The organism is Jeotgalibacillus terrae (assembly GCF_016908195.1).
In the GTDB taxonomy this organism is placed as follows: domain Bacteria; phylum Bacillota; class Bacilli; order Bacillales; family Jeotgalibacillaceae; genus Jeotgalibacillus; species Jeotgalibacillus terrae.
The window spans coordinates 1-20,494 of sequence record NZ_JAFBDK010000001.1 but is presented as its reverse complement, the minus strand read 5'-3'; the positions used below and the strand labels follow the sequence as shown (position 1 = coordinate 20,494).

Here is a 20,494-nt window from a genome sequence, read left to right as displayed (position 1 = left end):
GTAGTAGAGGATTTAGGCAGGTGAAAAAATTGAGAAAGTTACTATTAATGATAGTGAGCAGCTCACTTATGATTATGACAGGATGTCAGTATAGTTCCGCTGAACAGGAGAAAAGAGAAATAGAACTATCAGATAAAAAACTGCCGGACGAAGATTTTTTACCGGAACCACTGAACATCGTTTCACTGGGAGATTCTTTAACCCAGGGAGTTGGGGACAGTCAGGATTTAGGTGGTTACGTCCCAATCCTTGAGGACAGCCTTGAAGAGAGAACAGAATTTGGGGAAGTAAATATTTTAAATTACGGGAAACGCGGAAACCGTTCGGATCAGCTTTTAAAAAGAATTAAAGAAGAAGAGGAGATCCGTACAGCCATTGCATCATCTGATGTAGCTGTGATCACAATCGGCGGGAATGATGTGATGAAAGTTGTAAAGTCGACGTTCCCTTCAATGACATTTGAAAATTTTGAAGGGGCCAGGCTGAATTATGAAGAGAAGCTGGCAACAATTTTATCAGATATCAGAGAATTAAATCCGGATATTTCGATTGTTTTGATGGGTATTTATAATCCATTTTTTATTTTTTCAGCAGACGTTAAAGAAATGAAAATGATTGTTGAAACCTGGAATGCTTCAGGAGAGGCTATATTAAATGATTACGAAGATACTGCATTTGTGGAAGTAGCTGATATCTTTAGACAGACTGATCAGAATTTACTCCATACTGATTATTTTCATCCGAATGATGATGGATACTCATTAATAGCGGAAAGAATTGAAAAAGGTGTAATCGAAGTACTAGATGGTGGCAGCAGTCAAGGAGATGATTGATATGAAAAATACCTGGAAATTTTTATTTTTTGGATTACTGCTTATCGTAATTCTTACAGCAGCAATGGTGATTTATTTATTAATGCGTCCGGTGGAAGGTGAACAGGCCATTGCGACTCCTTCTGCTTCACCAGAACCTGGGGCGGAATTTGAAGTAATTACAAACCGGGAAGACCTGACAATTATGGCGAACAGATTTATCGAGGAAGAACTTGGCGGTTCTATCGATTACTCCGTGCTATTTGATGACAGGGTAAAGTTAAATGGTGAAATTCCAATTTTCAGTACGACGATTGATTTTCAAATGTCATTTGAAGCAAATGCACTTGAAAACGGGAATTTACTGTTAACGCAGGAAAGTCTGTCTCTCGGAGCAATTGATCTTCCCGTATCCAGTGTTTTGAAATTTATTAATGATTCATACGAATTTCCCGACTGGGTAGTCATGGAACCCCAGAATCAGCAGATAGTGGTTCAGGTTACAGAAATTGATGTACCTGAAGGCCTTAATGTTAAGACGAATGAATTTAATCTGGAAGAAGATGAAATATCTTTTTCTATTTATGTACCTCAATGATAGGAGTGGTTGAATATGGCACAGTATGAAAAAGCTACATTTGCAGGAGGATGCTTCTGGTGTATGGTGAAACCTTTTGATCAGGAACCCGGGATTCATAAAGTAACATCAGGTTATACAGGAGGCCATACAGCGAATCCCACTTACGAGGAAGTCTGCAGTGAAAAAACCGGACATCGCGAGGCTGTTCAAATTGAGTTTGATCCTGATGTATATCCATATGAAAAGCTGCTTGAGCTCTTCTGGATACAAATTGATCCCACTGACAGCGACGGTCAGTTTTTTGATCGCGGTGAATCATATAAAACGGCTATCTACTTCCATGATGAAGAACAGAGAAAGCTGGCCGAGAAATCAAAAAGAGAATTGCAGGACAGCGGTAAATATAAAAAGCCGATTGTAACTGATATACTTGAAGCCAAAGAATTTTATCCGGCAGAAGAGGCACATCAAAATTATTATCAAAAAAACCCGGCACATTATCAGGCCTACTACACAGGCTCTGGCAGAAAAAAGCTGGTTGAACAGAATAAGGAGTTGTTTAATAAATGAAGAAGAATCTGGAGCAGTTAAATAAAATGCAATATGAGGTTACACAGAATAATGGTACAGAACCGCCTTTTAAAAATGAATACTGGGATGAATTCGGAGACGGTATCTATGTAGATATTATTTCAGGGAAACCACTTTTCAGTTCGAAAGATAAATATGATGCAGGTTGTGGCTGGCCTAGCTTTACAAAGCCGATTGACGAGAGTGAAATTAGTGAGAAGAAAGATACAAGTCACTTCATGATCCGGACTGAGGTCCGATCAAATGAAGCAGATGCACATCTTGGACATGTATTCGATGATGGTCCCGGACCCTCAGGATTAAGATATTGTATTAACTCAGCAGCAATGAGGTTTGTACCGTATAAAGACCTTGAGCAGGAAGGGTATGCGCAATATAAAAAATTGTTTGAGGAATGATGCTTGTGAATATATGAACAATCTGATAGACTGCTTTATGCGAAAGTTTAGCGGGATGGTAAATTGTCTATATATACATGAGGAGCGTGATTAGATGTTAAAAAAATTATTTGGTAAAAAAGAAGAAGCACCTAAAAATGTTGAAATTAAGTCTCCACTGACAGGAAATCTGTTAACACTTGATGAAGTACCGGATCCTGTATTTTCCCAAAAAATGATGGGTGACGGAGTGGCAGTGGAACCGACAGATGGGAAAGTTGTTTCACCAATTGACGGAGAAGTTGTTCAGGTATTTCCTACAAAACACGCCATCGGGCTTAAAGCAAAAAATGGAGCTGAAATTTTAATCCATATTGGTCTTGAAACTGTTTCAATGGAAGGTAATGGATTTGAAGCACATGTATCTGAGGGGTCAAAAGTAAGTGTAGGTGATCCGCTGGTAACGTTTGATCTTGAGCTGGTCCGTTCAGAAGCAAAAAGCATTATTACACCGGTAATTGTTACAAACGGTGACGATCTGGCAGGCATTGAAAAAATGACTGCATCTTTTGTACAGGCAGGACAGGATACGGTATTGAACGTATCTTCTAAATAACCTAATGACTGCTCTTCAGCATTGAAGAGCAGTTTTTTTATGGTATGATTTTTTATCAGGGGGTGAGCAGGTGAAAACATTTTATCATTATGTACTAAAATACAGAGAACCGGTGGCAAGAGATTCAAAAGAAGAGCTGGCAAATAAAATATATGATGACAGCAGCTTTCCCAAAAGATCTAAAAATTATGATGAAATCAGCAGCTACATTGAAACAAGCGACATTTATTACTCGCTTGCAGTCACGTTTGATGAACTGTGGGATGAATATAAAAATGATAAAAGATAGCAAGAAACTTAGTAGCAACTCCGAAACACTAAATCAGTTGATAATTAAAGAGAAACAGGCTACAATAAGGCTTCATAAAGGTAAGGGAGGAACAATTAATGAGTATTCATATCGGTGCAAAAAAAGGTGATATCGCAGAAACGGTACTACTACCTGGTGATCCATTAAGAGCAAAATATATTGCTGAAACTTTTCTTGAAGATGTAACCTGCTATAACGAAGTAAGAAATATGTTCGGTTATACTGGTACATATAAAGGACATAAAATTTCTGTACAGGGTACCGGAATGGGTGTTCCATCAATTTCGATTTATGCAAATGAGCTGATTGAGGAATATGGTGTGAAAAATCTGATCCGCGTAGGTACATGTGGAGCAATCCAGAAAGACGTAAAAGTCCGTGACGTTATCCTTGCCATGACTGCATCTACTGACAATAATATGAATCAAAGAACGTTTAAAGGTGTTGATTACGCACCTGCAGCTGACTTTGGACTATTAAAAAATGCTTATGATGCCGGTCTTGAAAAAGGGCTTAATCTTCAGGTTGGTAACGTATTTACAGCTGATATCTTCTATGATGATAATGCAGAGCACGAAAAATGGGCTCAGTATGGCATTTTAGCTGTAGAGATGGAGACTTCTGCACTTTACACGCTTGCTGCTAAGCATGGCAGAAAAGCACTTTCTGTATTAACTGTAAGCGACCACATCTTAACAGGTGAAGCGACTTCTTCAGAAGAGCGCCAGGTTACATTCAATGATATGATTGTCGTCGCATTAGACGCTGCGATTGCAGAATAATATTTAACCGGCTGCCTATTGCAGCCGGTTTTATTTCTTGTTTACTATGTCAATACATATTCAATTTCGACATATTGATGAATGTTCATATTTTACTTTTCCTTAATACTCAAAGCTGTTAAGATAAAGTAGATTGTCAAAAGCGTAAGTTGAGAAAGTGGTGAAAAAATGGATAATGAGCATCAAAATGTGACAAAGGAAGAAGCAAAAGAGACCTTGTCCAACTATGTAAATATAAAGAAATTTCATTTCGTGATGCTTTTATTTTTCACTGTATTAGCGACTGCTGGAATTTCCATTTTCGCACTGTCGTTTGGTGATGAAAAAGCAGTAACAGTGGGCGTGCAGGAACGAACTGAATTCAATAAACTTTACGAAGCCTATGATAAGATTCAGGAAAATTACTTTCTTGAATACACTGAGGAAGATCTGATTAATGGGGCTATTAATGGAATGGTTGATTCACTTGGAGACCCTTATTCTGATTACATGAATCAGGAAGAAACTGCACAGTTCAATGAAAATATTACTTCAAGCTTTCAGGGCATTGGTGCAGAAATTCAATCAATGAATGACTTGATCACCGTTGTATCTCCAATCAAGGGATCACCTGCAGAAAGAGCTGGTATTCAGCCAAATGATCAGATTCTGGCTGTAGACGGTGAGAGTATACAGGGTATGAGCGCTTCTGAGGCAGTCTTACTGATCAGAGGTGAAAAAGGAACTGATGTAACGTTAACGATTCAAAGACCTGGTAATCAGGAAACAATGGACCTGACCATCACACGGGATGATATTCCATTAGAAACTGTATACTATGAAATGAATGATCAGAATGTAGCAACAGTCCAGCTGACTAGTTTTTCTGAAACGACTTATGATGAACTGACTGAAGCACTGAAAGATCTTGAATCACAGGGTATGCAGGCATTAGTGTTAGACCTGAGACAAAATCCGGGTGGACTGCTGCCACAGGCTATTTCAATAGCTAATTTATTTGTACCTGCCGGTGAAACGATTGTACAAATTGAAGAGAGTAATGGTGATAAGCAAGTCATTGCAGCACAGGAAGGCGATAAAGTTGAAGTGCCAACCGCTGTTCTGATTGATGAAGGAAGTGCAAGTGCATCTGAAATTGTTGCAGCAGCAGTTAATGAAACAGCTGATATTCCTTTGTTTGGTAAAAATACATTTGGCAAAGGAACTGTTCAAACAGCAGAGGATTTCAATGATTCATCTAATTTGAAAATTACTACTGCACGCTGGTTAACACCTGAAGATAACTGGGTACATGAAGAGGGAGTAGCACCAACTACTGAAGTGGATATGCCGGACTATGCAACACTTCCATATTTAAATATAGATACACCTCTTGAAGAGTCTATCCTCTCAGAGCAGGTGAAAACTGCCGAGGAAATGCTAAATGCTTTAGGCATTAACCCGGGTGATGTTGATGGTTTATATGATGAATCTACTGTTAACGCTGTAGAAACGTATCAGGAGCAAAATGACCTGGAAGTTACAGGCGTCATAAATGCTGAAACGGCATCCTCTATTATGCTAAGCCTTCGTGAACAGCTTGAAGAGGATGACCCGCAGGAAAATAGTGCGATTAACTATTTGATTAAAGAAGCAGACATTCAGGTGGATGAAGCATCATAATATTAAAGTAATAAAAAACCTGGCCATTTACCGGCCGGGTTTTTTTGAAAGGAAGAGAAGATGAATCAGAATATACCAGTATATTTGTTATCAGGATTTTTAGGAAGCGGTAAAACAACATTATTAAAAAACCTGATTCAATATGAGAAAAAAAGTGGACGTAAACCTGCTGTATTGATGAATGAAGCAGGAAAAGTATCGATTGATTCTGAAGAAGTGGACAGTGATATACCCTTAGCTGAATTACTTGATGGCTGCATTTGCTGTACGATTCAGGACAAACTTGAAAGTCAACTTCAACAGCTATTGTTTGATGGGGGTTTTGACACGCTCATTATTGAAACTACAGGTGTTGCGCATCCGGTTGAAGTAGTAGATTCAGTGCTGTCACCTTTATTTGCGGACCGTTTCGAATTCAAAGGGATTTTAACCACTGTAGATGTCATGCAGTGGGAGAACAGGGATAATTTATCTGTGCAGGCGCTGCAGCTGTTAAGAGAACAGATCAGGTTTTCGAGTCTCGTTCTGCTTAATAAGATGGATTTAATCAGTGAGAGCCGGATACCTTTTATTTTAAACGAATTGCAAACCATTACTTCTTCGAAAATAATCATGACCCAGCATGCCAAAATAAACTTTGCTGAACTTAAAAACATTCAAACAGTAGATTATGCCGGGGCATCCAACATCCGGGCTGATAAAGAGTTAAATCTGAATGTGCTTGTCCACACTTTCTCGGATTCTGTTGAAAGAACGTTATTTGAAGATTGGATGAGGGAGGTATCCTCTACAGTGTACCGTATGAAAGGATTCGTTCCATTTAAAAATGAAAAGTACCCATCACTTGTTCAATATTCATACGGTATGCCTCTTTACTTTGAGCAGGATATGAAAATGCCGGCAAACTTTGTGATTATTGGTGAGAACCTGAATGTGGAGCACATTCGTAAAGAACTGGAACGCCTGGCGTTATGACAGATCCTCATCTTGTGCTGAGGCTGTATGCTTCATTGTGGAAAAACAGGCCGATTAATTCAATTGAAATGATGAATACATCAATTATGAGTGATTTGTATGATGAGAATACTCATCCACGTCTTAGAAGGACTCCTGAAGAAAAATACATGATAACGAGGCAATTAATCTGTGATTCAGAATTAACACCTGAGCAGCAGCGTTTATTAAATGATTATATTAAGGTGATTTATGAACAGACTTTTAACAAATGATAACCTCTTGTCATAATTGATAAATAAGAATTTTTCGCAAACGTTGTCAACTGCTATATATATGTAATGTTTTCCGCTATGGTATATCTACTAACAGCCTTTCCATGTCTTTCTATACAAGCTGTTTTTTAGAAAACCTTTATATTATCAAAAGAATAACAGTTTGTGAGACGATGAATCGTAATATTTTAGAAGATTTTCCCTGACCATTGTTCCTTCCATATGCTGCCGCAATTGTTACAGCATAACCGGTGTTAAGATGAGGTTGTCGAAAGACAAAACACTTTTGGAGGGATCTTATGTTTGGAAAAGTACTAGCATCAGCAGCCATAGTTTTTGCTCTTGTAACGCCTGCTACAGGAACAGCGAGTGCAAATTGGGAAAAGAATTTCTATCAGGATTGCTTTGAGTATTTTATAAAGCAAAATGATATTAAGATTCAGTACAAGTCACCTGAAAAAACAGTAGAAAAAGAGACTGAGTCTTCTGCTGAACCTGCACCTTCAGAAAATCCAAGTCCGGCTGATACACAGAGTGTTCAACCTGAACAGCCAGCACAAGAAAACAAAGCAGCTGAACCTGTTACACAACCTGAAGAAGTGACTGTAACGGAGCCGGCTCCACAGCCTGAAGAAGTAAAAGAACCTGAAACGGCATCAGAAGCCCCGGGTTCTGAGCAGCCTCAAGAACTTGGAAGCTTTGAGGCACAGGTGATTGAATTAACAAATCAGGAAAGAAGTAAGGCTGGTTTGCCTGCACTGTCAGCGGATGTGGAGCTATCAGCAGTAGCTGAAGAAAAATCTGCTGATATGGCAAGAAATCAATATTTCTCTCATACTAGTCCAACTTATGGATCACCATTTGATATGATGAAATCTTATGGTATTGACTACCGTTCAGCTGGTGAAAACATTGCGATGGGTCAACAAACGCCTCAGCAGGTTGTTGATGCATGGATGAACAGTGAAGGACACCGTCAGAACATTCTTAGTACTTCATATACTCATATTGGTGTTGGTTATGTAGAGAATGGCAACTACTGGACACAAATGTTTATCGGCAAATAATATATCTTACTTAAAAACTCTCCTATAAGGGGAGTTTTTTTGATTAAATTTTTCCTTCAGCAGACATACTAATGATAAGGATGTGTCTATATGAAGAAAGATCAGAAAAGGTTTAAACAACTGCAGCTGATTAAAGATTGTAACAACTTTAATGAATTAATTGAACAGATTGATTACAGCTCCGGTAATACGGATGACTTAACAACAGTTGTACTTGATTATATGGATAAGCAGACTGTTATGCTCTATTATGAATCACTGATTGATTCTCAGAAACAGAGCAACTTGCTCGAATGGATGTCAGAAATGTTTTGGAAAACTGAAGAGCTACCAGATACGCTGGATGTAAAACAGCAGGGTCCAAACCTTTCAATTGCCGCCGCTATTAATATTCTGCTCAGTGGCGAAACGCTTATTGTATTCAATGACGGAGACACCTGGACGATAACAAGTATTAAGTCCTTGAAAGTTTTTCAGCGCTCTCTTCAGGAACCGAAAAATGAACAGATTGTCCGGGGATCTCATACAGGATTTAATGAAAACCTGATTGTTAATCTAAATCTGGTCAGAAGCAGATTGAAAAGTCCTCACCTGGTTATTAAATATTTTACGATTGGATCGTATTCAAATACCAAAGGTGCACTGATTTACTTAAATGATATAGCTGATCCGATGCATGTTGAAGAATTTATGATGAGATTGCAGGCAATTGACATAGATCTGGCATTCAGTGTCGGGTATATCGAAGAATTTATTGAAGATAGTAATTACTCACCTTTCCCACAATTTCTAAATACCGAAAAGCCTGAACGCACGGCAGGTAACCTAATTGAAGGGCGAATTGCTTTCATACTGGATGGTTCACCTACTGCGCTGCTGGCTCCGGTCAACTTTTTCTCATTTTATCAGTCGCCAGACGACTATAACGGCAGATTTTTAGTTGGTACATTTTATCGATTACTGAGAATTGCGAGTTTTTTAATCGCTTTATTATTACCGGCAATTTATATTGCGACTATTAGTTACCATTTTGAAATTATTCCGGAAGATCTGACGTTACCTGCAAAAAGAGCAGTTGAAAATATTCCTTATCCGCCGCTAGTAGAAGCACTGATTCTTGAACTGACGATAGAATTAATACGGGAAGCAGGGGTCAGGCTGCCAAACCCGATTGGTCAGACAATCGGGATCGTTGGAGGTCTTGTCATTGGAGATGCTGTAGTAAATGCAGGATTCATTTCAAATCTGATGGTTATTGTCGTTGCGCTTACAGCCATTTCTTCATTCGTAGTTCCATCTGTGGAAATGAATACAACTGTCAGGATATTGCGTTTTCCTTTTATGCTTTTAGCTTCACTGTTCGGTTTCATCGGTGTAGCAGCAGGGCTCATCATTCTGCTGGTTCATTTAATTAAACTTGAGTCTCTTACATCACCGTATCTGTCACCATTAGCCCCTTTTCACTTATCAGGAATAAAAGATACTTTTATCAGACTTCCTGCGTCTAAATTACGAACCAGAGCTGCAGATGCCCAGCCGATCAAAAAAAACAGATATGGCAGAAATCGGTGGTGGAAACATGCAAAAAAATAGTATAACAGGATGGCAATTTTGTTTTTTAACTCTGCAGACTCAAATGGGTATGTCAGCTTTATCAATGCCATCACTTATCGCAAATAAAGCAGGTCAGGATGCATGGATTTCAATGATCTTAGGTGGTTTGATCGTTCAGGTGATTATCCTTATGTATATGTGGCTGATCGTCAGGTGTAAAAACTCTTCCTATTTTGACTTCTTAGCCATTGTTTTTGGAAAGGTTATCGGAAAGTTTCTACTTCTTCTGACCATACTATATATAATTTTTATTATGATTTTAGTTACAGCATCTTATCAGCAATTAATAACTGACTGGATTAACATTTACACTCCTGGGTGGATCATTGTTTTGTTACTGCTGATTCCTTCACTTTATTTAAGTATAGACAGCATTTCATTGATTGCCCGGTTCTCAATGCTGATTTCATTCTTAATTCCGGTTTTACTAATTGTTGTTCTTTTCGTGTATGCTGAGCCACAATTTTTTTATCTATTACCAATCGGTTCAGAAGGCTTGGATTCAATTATCAAAGGAGTAATACCTGCAATAGCTGCACTATCAGGATTTGAGATGATTTTATTTACTTCTCATTTTTTAAAAGGGAATAAATTAGCTGGGTTAAAGAAGGGTATGATTGGTTCAGGTTTAGTTACCTTAATATATATATATCTGATCATTTCAGTTCAAATTTTTTTTTACATTGATGAACTGAAGATCGTACCATATCCTGTTCTTTATATTATGAAGGCATTGAGTCTAATGATTATAGATAGAATTGATATTCTATTTTTAACTTTCTGGATTATTATTTCTACTGCGGTTTGCGTTAATTATTTATTTGTCGCGGGAATCAGTATGCAATCACTTTTTAACCTCCAGGCTCATAGACACATGATTATGGTTACAATAACATCAATTATGATCTTTATAGGTTCAATCTTTATTGATTCAAAAATAGAGATTACTGAGATACAGAATCAATTATTCGAAGTGGGAGTGGGATTAGTGGTGTTAATTCCCTTTTTGACACTCATTTTCAGCTTAATAACTAAAAGGTTGGGAAATAATTGAGAAAATACATTCTGATAATATTATCTGCGAGCTTATTGACAGGCTGCTGGGACCAAAATTTACTTAAGGATGTTCAGCTGATTTACACAGTAGGATATGATGTGTTAGAAGATGGATCAGAAGAAACAACCTCAGTGGCTCCTCCAGTTGACGAGATGATTGAAAATGTAAATGTTTTATCAACGAATAATAGCACTGTTCGGGATAGCAGATATCACTTAGATACGATTGTTGCAGAGCATATAGATTTTTCAAAACTGCAGGTAGTAGTTTTGGGGAATGAACTCTCTAAGGAAGAGATTTATCCTTATATAGATGTGATATATAGAGATCCCAGACACCATCTTAATGCAAGACTGGCAATGACAGATACTTCAGCTAAGGAATTACTAAATCAGCCAATTGATTCACAGAAAAATAAATCAGAATACTATGCCGGGCTCCTTGAAAGCTCTGAAATCATTAATGTCATACCTAAGATGACTTTACAGCATGCCTGTACCATTCTGCTTGATCCGGGTATTGATTTGTTTATACCACTCATCGTTTATAGAGATGAGCTAAAACGTGCAGAGGCAGTTGGTACTTCACTGTTCAGTAAGGATAAATATACGGGAGTATATTTAGATCACGATCAAAGTACTATATTTAACGTACTTAGAAATAAAACCGACAGAGTAGTGAGGCTAACAAGAAAATATTCAGAAGACAGAGAACCCGAAGTATCAAATTACATGACTCTGGAGTTTAAAAAAACTAAGACAAGCCTTGAGTTATCACAGAATCCATTCAGTCTTTCAGTGAACATTGAACTTAAAGGAGCTGTAGCAGAATATGGCCCTGATCATCTAATAGGCACAAAAAAACTAAACTCTTTAGAAGCATGGTGGGAAAACAAATTGAAGGAGGATACAGAGGTCTTATTTACGGTTTTAAAGGAAAATCAATCCGATATTTTAGGTATCGGACGAATGACAGCTGCATTAATGCCTGAAGAGTGGAATGAAAAAGAGTGGCATGAGAAATTTGCAAACCTGCCTGTAAAAGTAGATGTTGATATGACAATAACCAGTACAGGGATCATTGACTAAACGTGTTATTAGTTGCTTTCATGAATCTTTTATTCATACAATGATGATAAGAATCTTGTGTGGAGTTGACGTCAATGGAGAAAACAGCATTAATAACAGGTGGGTCAAAAGGGATCGGCAGTTATACTGCAAAACTGCTTGCATCGTCAGGATATAGAGTGATCATCAATTACAGGTCTGATGAGCAGCAGGCAGAAAAATTGGTGAATAAACTTAGTCAAATCAGTTCTCAGCCTTGTCTGGCAATAAAAGCAGATATTGCGTCTAAAGAAGGCAGTCTGACCTTATTAAATAAATTAAATGAGCAGAATATTAACTCAATCGATATATTAATTCACAATGCAGGTCCATATGTTGCTGAACGTAAGAAGATGACAGAATATTCATTTGAAGAATGGGACAATATGATAAATGGAAACCTGAGTGCTGTATTTTACTTATCCAAGCATATTGTTCCGATGATGAGAAAGAAAAAATGGGGCAGACTGATTACATTTGGTTATGACAGAGTAGACAATGTGTCAGGGTGGATCTACAGATCAGCATTTGCATCAGCCAAGAGCGGTCTTGCTTCTCTTACAAAAACGATCGCTCTTGAAGAAGCAGAAAACGGTATTACTGCGAACATGATCTGTCCCGGTGATATTGAAGGGGATTGGAAAGAGCGTGATATTGCAGATAGTGAAGGGTCGGATGATCATGATAATCCTGTCGGCAGACCCGGTACAGGTGAAGATATCGCACGCATCCTGAAATTTTTAATTGAAGATGATTCAAGTTTTATAACGGGTGCCATCATCCCTGTAACAGGCGGTAAAGATGTGTTAGGAAAAGTGTATCGGAAATAAAAAAGCTCCCGGTTATGCCCCGGGAGCTGCCTTCATTTTTTTTCGTTGTATCAGGATCATTCTAACTGTCAGTGTGATTGCACCTGCCGTCAGACCTGCGATTAAACCGATCCAGTAGCCGAAATACGACCAGTTGGTATAATTTGCAAGCAAATAACCGACAGGCAATCCGATCACCCAATAGGAAATCATCGTCATAATTAAGGTGATATTAACATCTTTATAGCCTCTTAAGACGCCCTGTACAGGTGCCTGTATCGCATCAGACAGCTGAAACAGGACGGCAAAAATTAAGAATTGTGCAGTCAGGTTAATCACTTCACGGTCTGTTACATATATACCTGCCACTGCATCACGGAAGAAGTACGTTAACACACCACCTGTGGCTGCAATTAAAACAGCAATCGTAACACCCATATAACTGTATATTCTGGCATCATGCATTCTGCCTGCACCAGCTTCAAAGCCTACAACAATTGTCAGTGCCATAGAGATGCTGAGAGGAATCATATATAGAAAGGAAGAAAAGTTTATAGCAGCCTGATGTGCAGCAATGACTTCAGTCGAGTAGACGCTCATAAACAAAGTTACGGCTGAAAATATACTCGTCTCAAAAAATATAGAGAAACCGATTGGAATACCAATTAACAGTATTTCCTTCCATTTTGAAAAATCAAATGCAGCCTTTTGTCTGAACACCTGATATAAACTGAATGGACGGTTGCGATGAACAATCAGTATTGAAATCAGACAGATCAGCCAGTAGGTAATGGCCGAAGCTACACCGGCTCCTACACCGCCAAGAGCAGGTAGACCGAGTTTTCCGAATATGAGAATATAATTAAACACAACATTAATCGGTAGTGACATAAGCGTTACATACATGGTTACCCGGGTAAACCCAAGTGCATCAATAAATGACCTCAGTACGTTATATATAAACAGAGGGATGATCCCAACAGATAAAGCTGCAAGATAAAGCCCGGCAACCCTTCTGACTTCTGGTTCTATATTCATAATAGATAAGATTGGTCCGACAACGATAAAACCGATTATCAGAATAATTACTGCCATAATAACGGCAAGGTACACGCCCTGAATCACTGTATTCCTTACATATTTTTCTTCTTTCGCACCAACGAGCTGCGCCACTATGGGCGTCACTGCCAGCAGAATTCCCGACAGTCCTGTAAAGACAGGCATCCAGAGGGACGAGCCGATTGCTACTCCTGCAAGATCAGCAGTCGAATACTGACCGGACATAATTGTATCAAAGAAATTCATTGCAAAAAGTCCAAGTTGAGTGACCAGAATTGGTATTAGAATAAATGAAAACTGTTTTAACTTTTGTTTCATGGTAAACGTTTGTTCCATTGAGACCCAGCTCTCTTTCTCTCTATAAAAGTACTCATATTTAAACCTCAGAGAATTATAACACAGTTTTATAACAAATAGTTTTGGATGGTGACGTCATGAATAATGTCTGGAAAATATTTATCGTATGGTATGTAATCGGTGTGGTATTGGTTGCTTTTGACCTGCTTCCGCCATTTCTGGAATGGGCAAATGCAGTATTTTTATATCTCGCAGGGATCCTGGCAATCTATTATTCAACGAAAGTGTTAGGTCTAATAAAAGGTATCGTCATCAGTGTAATCATTATGGCTTTTACGATGTGGGCAGAATCATTAGGAGTCAAGTATGGCATTATTTTTGGCGCTTACCACTATGAACAGGATTTTGGCATTCAGGTTTTCGGCGTGCCTCTAACGATAGGTTTCGCATGGGTTATGGTTATATTTACTTCACTCAGCTTCATGCATCGGCTGTTAGAGCAGCCTAAAAGTATGAAAAAAGGATTATTTTTTGCTTTAATTACATCACTCTTGGCAGTGTGTATGGACCTGATTATCGACCCTGTAGCTTATCAGGCGAAACAGTACTGGGTGTGGGATGATACAGGACCCTATTATGATATACCTACACAAAATTTTCTTGCCTGGTTCTATGTATCTTTCATTATTCAGATTGTCATTTATTTTCTAACTCATGTACCAACATCTGAGTTGTGGACTAAACGGACAAACTGGCTCTACTTCATGATGATTATTATGTTCGTGATTACTGCATTGGCTTACCAGCTTTACCTTGCAGTAATTGTCACAGCGTCAGGCTTAGCAATAACGTACTCAATATACCTTTTATTCAGCAGGAGGTTCCAATGAATCAAAAATCCGGAAAAACTGAAAGGGTTCTAGGAACTTATTTAACGTGGCAGTTAAAAAAACACTTTTACAGAGTACATCTGAAAGACAGCCAGTCACATACTGCAGGGTCAAAACTTTATATTATTAACCATTCGAGCTGGTGGGATGGCCTGATTGTGTTTTATTTGAACCGATATTATTTAAAAGAGAACGCCTATGCGATGATGAGTCAAGAAGGGATGGAAAAATTTTCATTCTTCTCAAAGATCGGCGCTTTTCCAGTCGATCCTGCTTCCCCGAAATCGATTATTCGTAGCCTGCAGTTCGCAGATGCCCGTCTTAAGGAAAAGCAGTCTGTCTGGATTTTTCCACAGGGGAGGGAAGAACACCTCGAGAAAAGACCCTTATCATTTATGAATGGACCTGCTTATCTGCTTGAAAAAAATCCTGAAACAGAAATGATTCCAGTCTCATGCTACTATACTTTCAGACATGATCAGCGCCCGGAATTATTCATTTCAATCGGTAAGTCTGCAGAAAAAGATGCACTCAATGAATTAACCCGGGAGCAAAAAAGTGACAGCCTGCGAATGCTGCTTGAAAGTAATCTGGATCAATTAAAATCTGATATCGTAAATGAGAATATAACTACGTACGAATTATTTATAAAAGGATTTAAAACTTCAAGTGAATGGCTGGAATATTTAAAGAGGAAATAATGTGAGCAGTAAACCGAAAGAAGGTTGAAAATGATTATTTACATATTTATTCTTCTGTTGTTTTTATTCGTTACCATCATCAATGTTCTTACGATGCCACGTTTGAAAAAAGCTGTTAAAAATGAATCTTTCAAAGTATCATTTCTGATTCCTATGAGAAATGAGGAGAAAAATGTCAAAGGTATCATCGATTCTGTGTTGCGCTCTGATTATCACAACCGGGAAGTGATTGTACTGAATGACCAGTCTGAGGATCGGACTGCGGAGGTTCTATCTTCTTACGGGGACAGCATTAAAGTAATCAATGGGAGACCGTTACCTGAGGGATGGGTTGGTAAAGTACATGCCTGTCATCAGTTAAGCAAAGAGGCAAACGGTGATTTTCTTTGTTTCATAGATGCTGATGTCAGACTGGATCAACATGCTGTTTCACGTGCTTTATATTTATTAAAAAAGAAAAACGCGTCACTGATCACAGGGTTTCCAAAGTTTCCGGCTCATTCTTTTTTAGCAAAACTGCTCGTGCCGCTTCAGCATTTCTTCGTATTCTTTCATCTGCCTAATTTTATGGCTAATTACACAAAACTGCCTGCATTTACTGCTGCACACGGTGCTTTTATGTTGTTTGAAAAAGAAGCGTACTTCAAATCTGGTGGTCATGAGTCTGTTAAAAGATCTCTGGTAGAAGATATACATATTACAAGACACCTTAAAAGCGAAGGTTACACATGTATTTTAAGTAATGTATCAAGTCATATAACCTGTGATATGTATGAGACGAATCGTGAAGTATGGGAAGGCTTTAGTAAGAATATTTTTACTGGACTCGGCAGAAATGTGCCTGCTGCTTTAGCAGTTTCGGTATTTTACTTGTGTTTTTACTTTTTACCATTACCACTTGCTATCACAGGCATAATGGTCGAAAACTATATTTGGATTGTTCCGCTGATGATCGTTTTCCTACAGACTTTTGTGATTGACCTGTCAACCGGTCAAACGAAATTTCACTTTCTCTATATGCCTCTATCGGCGATTGCATTAGTGATTTTATTACTGGCTTCAATGAGTAAAAGCTTAACCGGAAAAGGTTATACGTGGAAGGGGAGAACATACAATTGAAGAAAATCTGTATAATTGGCGCAGGACTTGGTGGACTAGCCTGTGGGATCAGACTGCAGTCAAAAGGATTCCAAGTGACAATAATAGAAAAAAATCAACATCCCGGTGGAAAAATGATGCCTGTAGAACTGGGAGACTACCGATTTGATTTTGGTCCCAATACCATCACGATGCCCTGGGTTTTTAACCGCGTACTAAAAGATACGGGCTTTCATTTAAATGATTACCTCACGTTTACGAGACTTGAGAGACATACAAAGAATATATTTCATGATGGTACATCCTTTATCCAGTCAGTGCATGCTGATGAAGTAATCAGTCAACTGAAAGAACTTGACCCTTATGCTGCGGACAGGTACTGGGATTACCTGAAGGAAGTTGAACGGTTGTATAAGCTTTCTGAAAAAGCTTTCTTTCCAAGAGCCATTACATCATACAAAGACTTTCTGGCTCCTTCGATGTCTAAAGCGTTCTTTTCCGTCCGGCCTTTTGAAAAACTGGCACATTTCAATAAAAAATATTTTTCTAATCCTCACCTGCAGAAAGTTTTCAACCGGTATGCCACTTATATCGGCTCTTCTCCATATCAGACGCCAGCCACTTTTTCCATGATTGCCTACCTTGAAATGATATCAGGTGTGTATACAGTGAAAGGTGGAAACACACAAATAGCAAAGTCATATGAGGAAGTCTTTAAAAAGCTTGGCGGTGAAATCATTTACGATGAAACCGCTGTAGAAATATGCATTAAAGATAAAACCGCCTATGCATTAAAAACTGATTCAGGTGCTTTATATGAGTTTGATCGTCTTGTCATAAATGGTGACTACGTGACTTCAACCAGAAATCTGATTAAAGAATCCGATAGAAAAGGACTTTCTGACCGTAAACTTGATCAATACGAACCGTCTATTTCAGCTTTTGTTATTTTAGCCGGCTTGAAAACGTATCAGCCCAATATTCATCACCATCAAGTCTACTTTCCTGAAGACTATCAAAAGGAATTTGAAGATATTTTCATTTATAAGAGATTACCCGAAGACCCTACCATTTATATCAGCCACAGCGCGTACACAGATCATTCGGTATCGAAAGGAAGCAATTTGTTCATTTTAGTCAATGCTCCTGCTGCACCCATACAGTCAGTGAAGGCTTATAAAGAAAAGATCTATCGTACGCTTGAAAGCAAAGGGATTCCAATCAGGGAACAGCTCGAGGTTGAAAAAGTGTTTGCACCTGATACATTGAAATCGATGTTTCACGCTTATAAAGGATCTATTTACGGTTTATCCTCGAATTCGATGAAAGATGCATTTTTAAGACCTGGAAATAAGAGTAAATATATTCAACACTTATATTATACTGGAGGGTCCACCCACCCCGGTGGAGGATCACCGATGGTTGTGATGAGCGGAATGAATGTGGCGGATTCAATCATTTCTGATATCGGCTCTTTTCGTTTCGAGTGAATCAGGTATAATAGGAACGTAATGAATTTTTAGATTGGAGTCACAAACGAATGAAGAAAATTTTATTCACCGGAGGCGGTTCTGCTGGTCATGTATCAGTGAATACAGCTCTCATACCTGAATTTATGAAAAACAACTGGCAGGTCTCTTATATAGGATCACACGATGGAATCGAAAAAGATATTATCACAAAGAAATTTTCTGAAGTTCCTTACTACGGTATATCAAGCGGAAAATTAAGACGTTATTTTTCAATAAAAAATTTTACTGATCCGTTCAGAGTGCTTGCAGGAACGGTTCAGGCATTTTTAAGAATTAAGAAGATTAAGCCGGATGTAATCTTTTCTAAAGGCGGATTCGTCTCCGTACCGGTTTTGCTTGCTGCGAAGATGGCAGGGGTTCCTGTTGCCATTCATGAATCCGATGTTACCCCTGGGCTTGCGAATAAGCTGGCTATGCCATTTGCTACAAAAATTTATACTACCTTTTATGATACGCTGCAATATGTCCCAAAAGAAAAGTCTACTTGTGCAGGCGCAATAATCAGAGAAGAGTTATTTGCAGGTTCCAGAGAAAAAGGGATTGCCTTTTCAGGGCTGGATCAGACTAAACCGATCATTTTAGTAATGGGGGGCAGCCTTGGGGCAAAAGGGATTAATGCAACAGTCCGAAGTGCACTCCATGAATTAACACAGCACTATTCAATTATTCATTTATGTGGTAAGGGTAATGTGATTAACAATGAAAACCCTGATTACATACAGTATGAATTTGTTTCAGACGAGCTTCCGGATCTGATAGCAGCAGCAGATCTGGTGATATCAAGAGCCGGATCTAATTCTATATTCGAGTTTTTAGCACTGAAAAAGCCGATGATACTGATCCCGCTGTCGAAAGAGGCAAGCAGGGGAGATCAAATTCTCAATGCTAACTCTTTTGTCCAGCAGGGCTTTGCTTTAAAGCTCGAAGAAGAAAACCTGACTGAAGAAACGCTTCTTACAGCAGTCAGACAGCTGAGAGATCAGCAATGGTCTATGATCGAAAAAATGGACGATGCACCACCTTCTTATACAATCAGTCAGATGGCTGAAGAAATAACCAGGCTTTCGACAAAAAGCGGACAGTAGTCCGTTTTTTGTTTACCCTTTTAAGAATGGGGAAAAGCATACCATTCAACTATCTAGTAATGGAGGTTTTTTCTATGGATGTATTAGTAATTGGCGCAAATGGAACAACCGGAAGACTGACTGTTGATCTTCTGGCAAAAAGAAATAAATATTATGCCAGGGGAATGGTCAGAAAAGAAATCCAGTTTGAAGAAATTGAAAAGCTTGGAGGCCTTCCTGTAAAAGGTGACCTCGAAGGTGATTTTGAACAGGCTTTCGATGAAGTAGATGCGGTTATTTTTGCTGCTGGTTCAGGAGGCCATACAGGCCCTGATAAAACAAAAGCAGTTGATGAAGAGGGTGCAATGAAAGCCATTGACATGGCTGTTCAAAAAGGGGTCAGTAAATTTGTGATGCTGAGTGCGATCGGTGCGGGAGATCTGACTTCAATGGATATTCCTGAAGATATGGAAGATTATTACCGTGCTAAGCATGCAGCAGATAGCCACCTTGAGAAGAGTGGACTTAATTATACGATTGTAAGACCGGGATTATTAACCGACAATAGTGGAACCGGCAAGATCAGAGCTTCTGAAGTGTTGGGAGATCGTAAGGGTGAGATCACCCGAAGCGATGTAGCTCAAGTACTTGTTGCGGCACTTGAGCACGAAAATCTGAAAAACAAAGCAGTTGAAATTCTAAATGATGAAGAAGATTTAATGACTGCCTTAAACAGAGCATAGAAAAAGTCCGGATCACATTGAACTGCGCCCTGTCAAGTAGACAGTAAAAAAGAAAAAAGGTTAGAACTACGCTACGGCCTGGTATCGATACTCTATCGGTGCCAGGTTGTTTAATTTCTCTTGATATCGTCCCTCGTTATAAAATCGCATATATTGATCGATGTCGTCGACCAATTCTTCATAGCTCTTGTACTGTTTCAATTCATAGCTTTCGCATTTGAAGTGACCGAAGAAGCTCTCGATCGGTGCGTTGTCGATACACTTCCCGACACGGGACATACTGCGCGTGATCCCTGCCTCTGTCGTGATGTGACGATATTCTTTCGATGTATACTGTGATCCACGGTCGCTATGGAGTAGGGGAGTCGCGTCCGGGTTCGCTTCGATGGCTGCCTTGAGCGTATCCATCACCAAGGCGTTGTTGTTGAAGTGACCGATCTTATAGGCTACGGCAGATCCGTCGTACAGGTCCTTGATCACACTCAAATAAGCCTTGTT

At 38.9% G+C, this 20,494-nt stretch carries 23 protein-coding genes; 21 read left to right on the top strand and 2 right to left on the bottom strand.

What is annotated here, in order from left to right; all coding sequences use genetic code 11:
• Positions 1-20 precede the first annotated feature (20 nt).
• The 15 genes from JOD21_RS00115 to JOD21_RS00045 all read left to right on the top strand — a co-directional run bounded on the left by JOD21_RS00115 (position 21) and on the right by JOD21_RS00045 (position 12,633).
• Entirely contained in the window at positions 21-833 is an 813-nt protein-coding gene (locus tag JOD21_RS00115) for an SGNH/GDSL hydrolase family protein (RefSeq protein WP_204727634.1), read from the top strand.
• Position 834: 1 nt separating this feature from the next.
• A complete protein-coding gene (locus JOD21_RS00110; protein WP_204727633.1) occupies positions 835-1,410 on the top strand; it encodes a YpmS family protein in 576 nt (191 codons plus the stop codon).
• 15 nt (positions 1,411-1,425) lie between these two features.
• Positions 1,426-1,962 carry a peptide-methionine (S)-S-oxide reductase MsrA gene (msrA, locus tag JOD21_RS00105; protein ID WP_204727632.1) on the top strand — a complete coding sequence of 179 codons (537 nt, stop codon included), beginning with the start codon at positions 1,426-1,428 and terminating at the stop codon, positions 1,960-1,962.
• A complete protein-coding gene (gene msrB / locus JOD21_RS00100; RefSeq protein ID WP_204727631.1) occupies positions 1,959-2,381 on the top strand; it encodes a peptide-methionine (R)-S-oxide reductase MsrB in 423 nt (140 codons plus the stop codon). The genes msrA and msrB overlap by 4 nt, the downstream gene beginning before the upstream one ends.
• Positions 2,382-2,475: 94 nt before the next feature.
• Entirely contained in the window at positions 2,476-2,976 is a 501-nt protein-coding gene (locus JOD21_RS00095) for a PTS sugar transporter subunit IIA (protein WP_204727630.1), read from the top strand.
• Between the two features lie 70 nt (positions 2,977-3,046).
• The gene (locus JOD21_RS00090) at positions 3,047-3,265 is read left to right on the top strand and encodes a YozE family protein (RefSeq protein WP_204727629.1); all 219 of its coding nucleotides are present in this window, start codon (positions 3,047-3,049) and stop codon (positions 3,263-3,265) included.
• 98 nt (positions 3,266-3,363) lie between these two features.
• The gene (gene deoD, locus JOD21_RS00085) at positions 3,364-4,068 is read left to right on the top strand and encodes a purine-nucleoside phosphorylase (RefSeq protein ID WP_204727628.1); all 705 of its coding nucleotides are present in this window, start codon (positions 3,364-3,366) and stop codon (positions 4,066-4,068) included.
• Positions 4,069-4,236: 168 nt separating this feature from the next.
• Entirely contained in the window at positions 4,237-5,730 is a 1,494-nt protein-coding gene (locus tag JOD21_RS00080; RefSeq protein WP_204727627.1) for a S41 family peptidase, read from the top strand.
• A gap of 60 nt (positions 5,731-5,790) precedes the next feature.
• Positions 5,791-6,705, top strand: coding sequence for a CobW family GTP-binding protein (locus tag JOD21_RS00075; RefSeq protein ID WP_204727626.1), 915 nt, complete (start codon positions 5,791-5,793; stop codon positions 6,703-6,705).
• On the top strand, positions 6,702-6,959 hold the full coding sequence (locus tag JOD21_RS00070) for a hypothetical protein (RefSeq protein ID WP_204727625.1): 258 nt from the start codon (positions 6,702-6,704) through the stop codon (positions 6,957-6,959). The genes JOD21_RS00075 and JOD21_RS00070 overlap by 4 nt, the downstream gene beginning before the upstream one ends.
• 299 nt (positions 6,960-7,258) lie before the next feature.
• Positions 7,259-8,026: a CAP domain-containing protein gene (locus JOD21_RS00065; protein WP_204727624.1), complete on the top strand. Its 768-nt coding sequence runs from the start codon at positions 7,259-7,261 to the stop codon at positions 8,024-8,026.
• 90 nt (positions 8,027-8,116) lie between these two features.
• Positions 8,117-9,619, top strand: coding sequence for a spore germination protein (locus JOD21_RS00060; protein ID WP_204727623.1), 1,503 nt, complete (start codon positions 8,117-8,119; stop codon positions 9,617-9,619).
• Positions 9,606-10,694 carry a GerAB/ArcD/ProY family transporter gene (locus JOD21_RS00055; RefSeq protein ID WP_204727622.1) on the top strand — a complete coding sequence of 363 codons (1,089 nt, stop codon included), beginning with the start codon at positions 9,606-9,608 and terminating at the stop codon, positions 10,692-10,694. Before JOD21_RS00060 ends, JOD21_RS00055 begins: the two co-directional genes overlap by 14 nt.
• Positions 10,691-11,785: a Ger(x)C family spore germination protein gene (locus JOD21_RS00050; protein ID WP_204727621.1), complete on the top strand. Its 1,095-nt coding sequence runs from the start codon at positions 10,691-10,693 to the stop codon at positions 11,783-11,785. The genes JOD21_RS00055 and JOD21_RS00050 overlap by 4 nt, the downstream gene beginning before the upstream one ends.
• A gap of 74 nt (positions 11,786-11,859) precedes the next feature.
• Positions 11,860-12,633, top strand: coding sequence for an SDR family oxidoreductase (locus JOD21_RS00045; protein WP_204727620.1), 774 nt, complete (start codon positions 11,860-11,862; stop codon positions 12,631-12,633).
• A 12-nt stretch (positions 12,634-12,645) separates the two neighbouring features.
• Here JOD21_RS00045 and JOD21_RS00040 read toward each other — a convergent pair whose 3' ends face one another.
• Entirely contained in the window at positions 12,646-14,007 is a 1,362-nt protein-coding gene (locus JOD21_RS00040; protein ID WP_204727619.1) for an MATE family efflux transporter, read from the bottom strand.
• 98 nt (positions 14,008-14,105) lie between these two features.
• On the opposite strand from JOD21_RS00040, the gene JOD21_RS00035 reads away from it, so the two are divergent.
• The 6 genes from JOD21_RS00035 (at position 14,106) to JOD21_RS00010 (ending at position 19,996) form a co-directional block, all read left to right on the top strand.
• Complete coding sequence (locus tag JOD21_RS00035) at positions 14,106-14,858, top strand: carotenoid biosynthesis protein (RefSeq protein WP_204727618.1); 753 nt, start codon at positions 14,106-14,108, stop codon at positions 14,856-14,858.
• Positions 14,855-15,559, top strand: a complete 705-nt coding sequence (locus tag JOD21_RS00030; RefSeq protein ID WP_204727617.1) for a lysophospholipid acyltransferase family protein — start codon at positions 14,855-14,857, stop codon at positions 15,557-15,559. Before JOD21_RS00035 ends, JOD21_RS00030 begins: the two co-directional genes overlap by 4 nt.
• 30 nt (positions 15,560-15,589) lie before the next feature.
• Positions 15,590-16,678: a glycosyltransferase family 2 protein gene (locus tag JOD21_RS00025; protein ID WP_204727616.1), complete on the top strand. Its 1,089-nt coding sequence runs from the start codon at positions 15,590-15,592 to the stop codon at positions 16,676-16,678.
• On the top strand, positions 16,675-18,147 hold the full coding sequence (locus JOD21_RS00020) for a phytoene desaturase family protein (protein ID WP_204727615.1): 1,473 nt from the start codon (positions 16,675-16,677) through the stop codon (positions 18,145-18,147). The genes JOD21_RS00025 and JOD21_RS00020 overlap by 4 nt, the downstream gene beginning before the upstream one ends.
• A gap of 50 nt (positions 18,148-18,197) precedes the next feature.
• Positions 18,198-19,274 carry an undecaprenyldiphospho-muramoylpentapeptide beta-N-acetylglucosaminyltransferase gene (locus JOD21_RS00015; RefSeq protein ID WP_204727614.1) on the top strand — a complete coding sequence of 359 codons (1,077 nt, stop codon included), beginning with the start codon at positions 18,198-18,200 and terminating at the stop codon, positions 19,272-19,274.
• Positions 19,275-19,348: 74 nt separating this feature from the next.
• The gene (locus tag JOD21_RS00010) at positions 19,349-19,996 is read left to right on the top strand and encodes an SDR family oxidoreductase (protein WP_204727613.1); all 648 of its coding nucleotides are present in this window, start codon (positions 19,349-19,351) and stop codon (positions 19,994-19,996) included.
• Between the two features lie 66 nt (positions 19,997-20,062).
• Here the strand turns inward: JOD21_RS00010 and JOD21_RS00005 are convergent.
• Positions 20,063-20,494 (bottom strand): IS3 family transposase (locus JOD21_RS00005; protein WP_204727612.1); only part of this gene is annotated, 432 nt, incomplete at its 5' end.

What these genes read in the sequence shown, in the direction of transcription:
- JOD21_RS00110 (WP_204727633.1), top strand. Translation starts at nt 835, where the DNA reads ATGAAAAATACCTGGAAATTTTTATTTTTTGGATTACTGCTTATCGTA.
- msrA (WP_204727632.1), top strand. Translation starts at nt 1,426, where the DNA reads ATGGCACAGTATGAAAAAGCTACATTTGCAGGAGGATGCTTCTGGTGT.
- msrB (WP_204727631.1), top strand. Translation starts at nt 1,959, where the DNA reads ATGAAGAAGAATCTGGAGCAGTTAAATAAAATGCAATATGAGGTTACA.
- JOD21_RS00095 (WP_204727630.1), top strand. Translation starts at nt 2,476, where the DNA reads ATGTTAAAAAAATTATTTGGTAAAAAAGAAGAAGCACCTAAAAATGTT.
- deoD (WP_204727628.1), top strand. Translation starts at nt 3,364, where the DNA reads ATGAGTATTCATATCGGTGCAAAAAAAGGTGATATCGCAGAAACGGTA.
- JOD21_RS00080 (WP_204727627.1), top strand. Translation starts at nt 4,237, where the DNA reads ATGGATAATGAGCATCAAAATGTGACAAAGGAAGAAGCAAAAGAGACC.
- JOD21_RS00075 (WP_204727626.1), top strand. Translation starts at nt 5,791, where the DNA reads ATGAATCAGAATATACCAGTATATTTGTTATCAGGATTTTTAGGAAGC.
- JOD21_RS00070 (WP_204727625.1), top strand. Translation starts at nt 6,702, where the DNA reads ATGACAGATCCTCATCTTGTGCTGAGGCTGTATGCTTCATTGTGGAAA.
- JOD21_RS00065 (WP_204727624.1), top strand. Translation starts at nt 7,259, where the DNA reads ATGTTTGGAAAAGTACTAGCATCAGCAGCCATAGTTTTTGCTCTTGTA.
- JOD21_RS00060 (WP_204727623.1), top strand. Translation starts at nt 8,117, where the DNA reads ATGAAGAAAGATCAGAAAAGGTTTAAACAACTGCAGCTGATTAAAGAT.
- JOD21_RS00055 (WP_204727622.1), top strand. Translation starts at nt 9,606, where the DNA reads ATGCAAAAAAATAGTATAACAGGATGGCAATTTTGTTTTTTAACTCTG.
- JOD21_RS00045 (WP_204727620.1), top strand. Translation starts at nt 11,860, where the DNA reads ATGGAGAAAACAGCATTAATAACAGGTGGGTCAAAAGGGATCGGCAGT.
- JOD21_RS00040 (WP_204727619.1), bottom strand. Translation starts at nt 14,007, where the DNA reads ATGGAACAAACGTTTACCATGAAACAAAAGTTAAAACAGTTTTCATTT.
- JOD21_RS00035 (WP_204727618.1), top strand. Translation starts at nt 14,106, where the DNA reads ATGAATAATGTCTGGAAAATATTTATCGTATGGTATGTAATCGGTGTG.
- JOD21_RS00030 (WP_204727617.1), top strand. Translation starts at nt 14,855, where the DNA reads ATGAATCAAAAATCCGGAAAAACTGAAAGGGTTCTAGGAACTTATTTA.
- JOD21_RS00025 (WP_204727616.1), top strand. Translation starts at nt 15,590, where the DNA reads ATGATTATTTACATATTTATTCTTCTGTTGTTTTTATTCGTTACCATC.
- JOD21_RS00015 (WP_204727614.1), top strand. Translation starts at nt 18,198, where the DNA reads ATGAAGAAAATTTTATTCACCGGAGGCGGTTCTGCTGGTCATGTATCA.
- JOD21_RS00010 (WP_204727613.1), top strand. Translation starts at nt 19,349, where the DNA reads ATGGATGTATTAGTAATTGGCGCAAATGGAACAACCGGAAGACTGACT.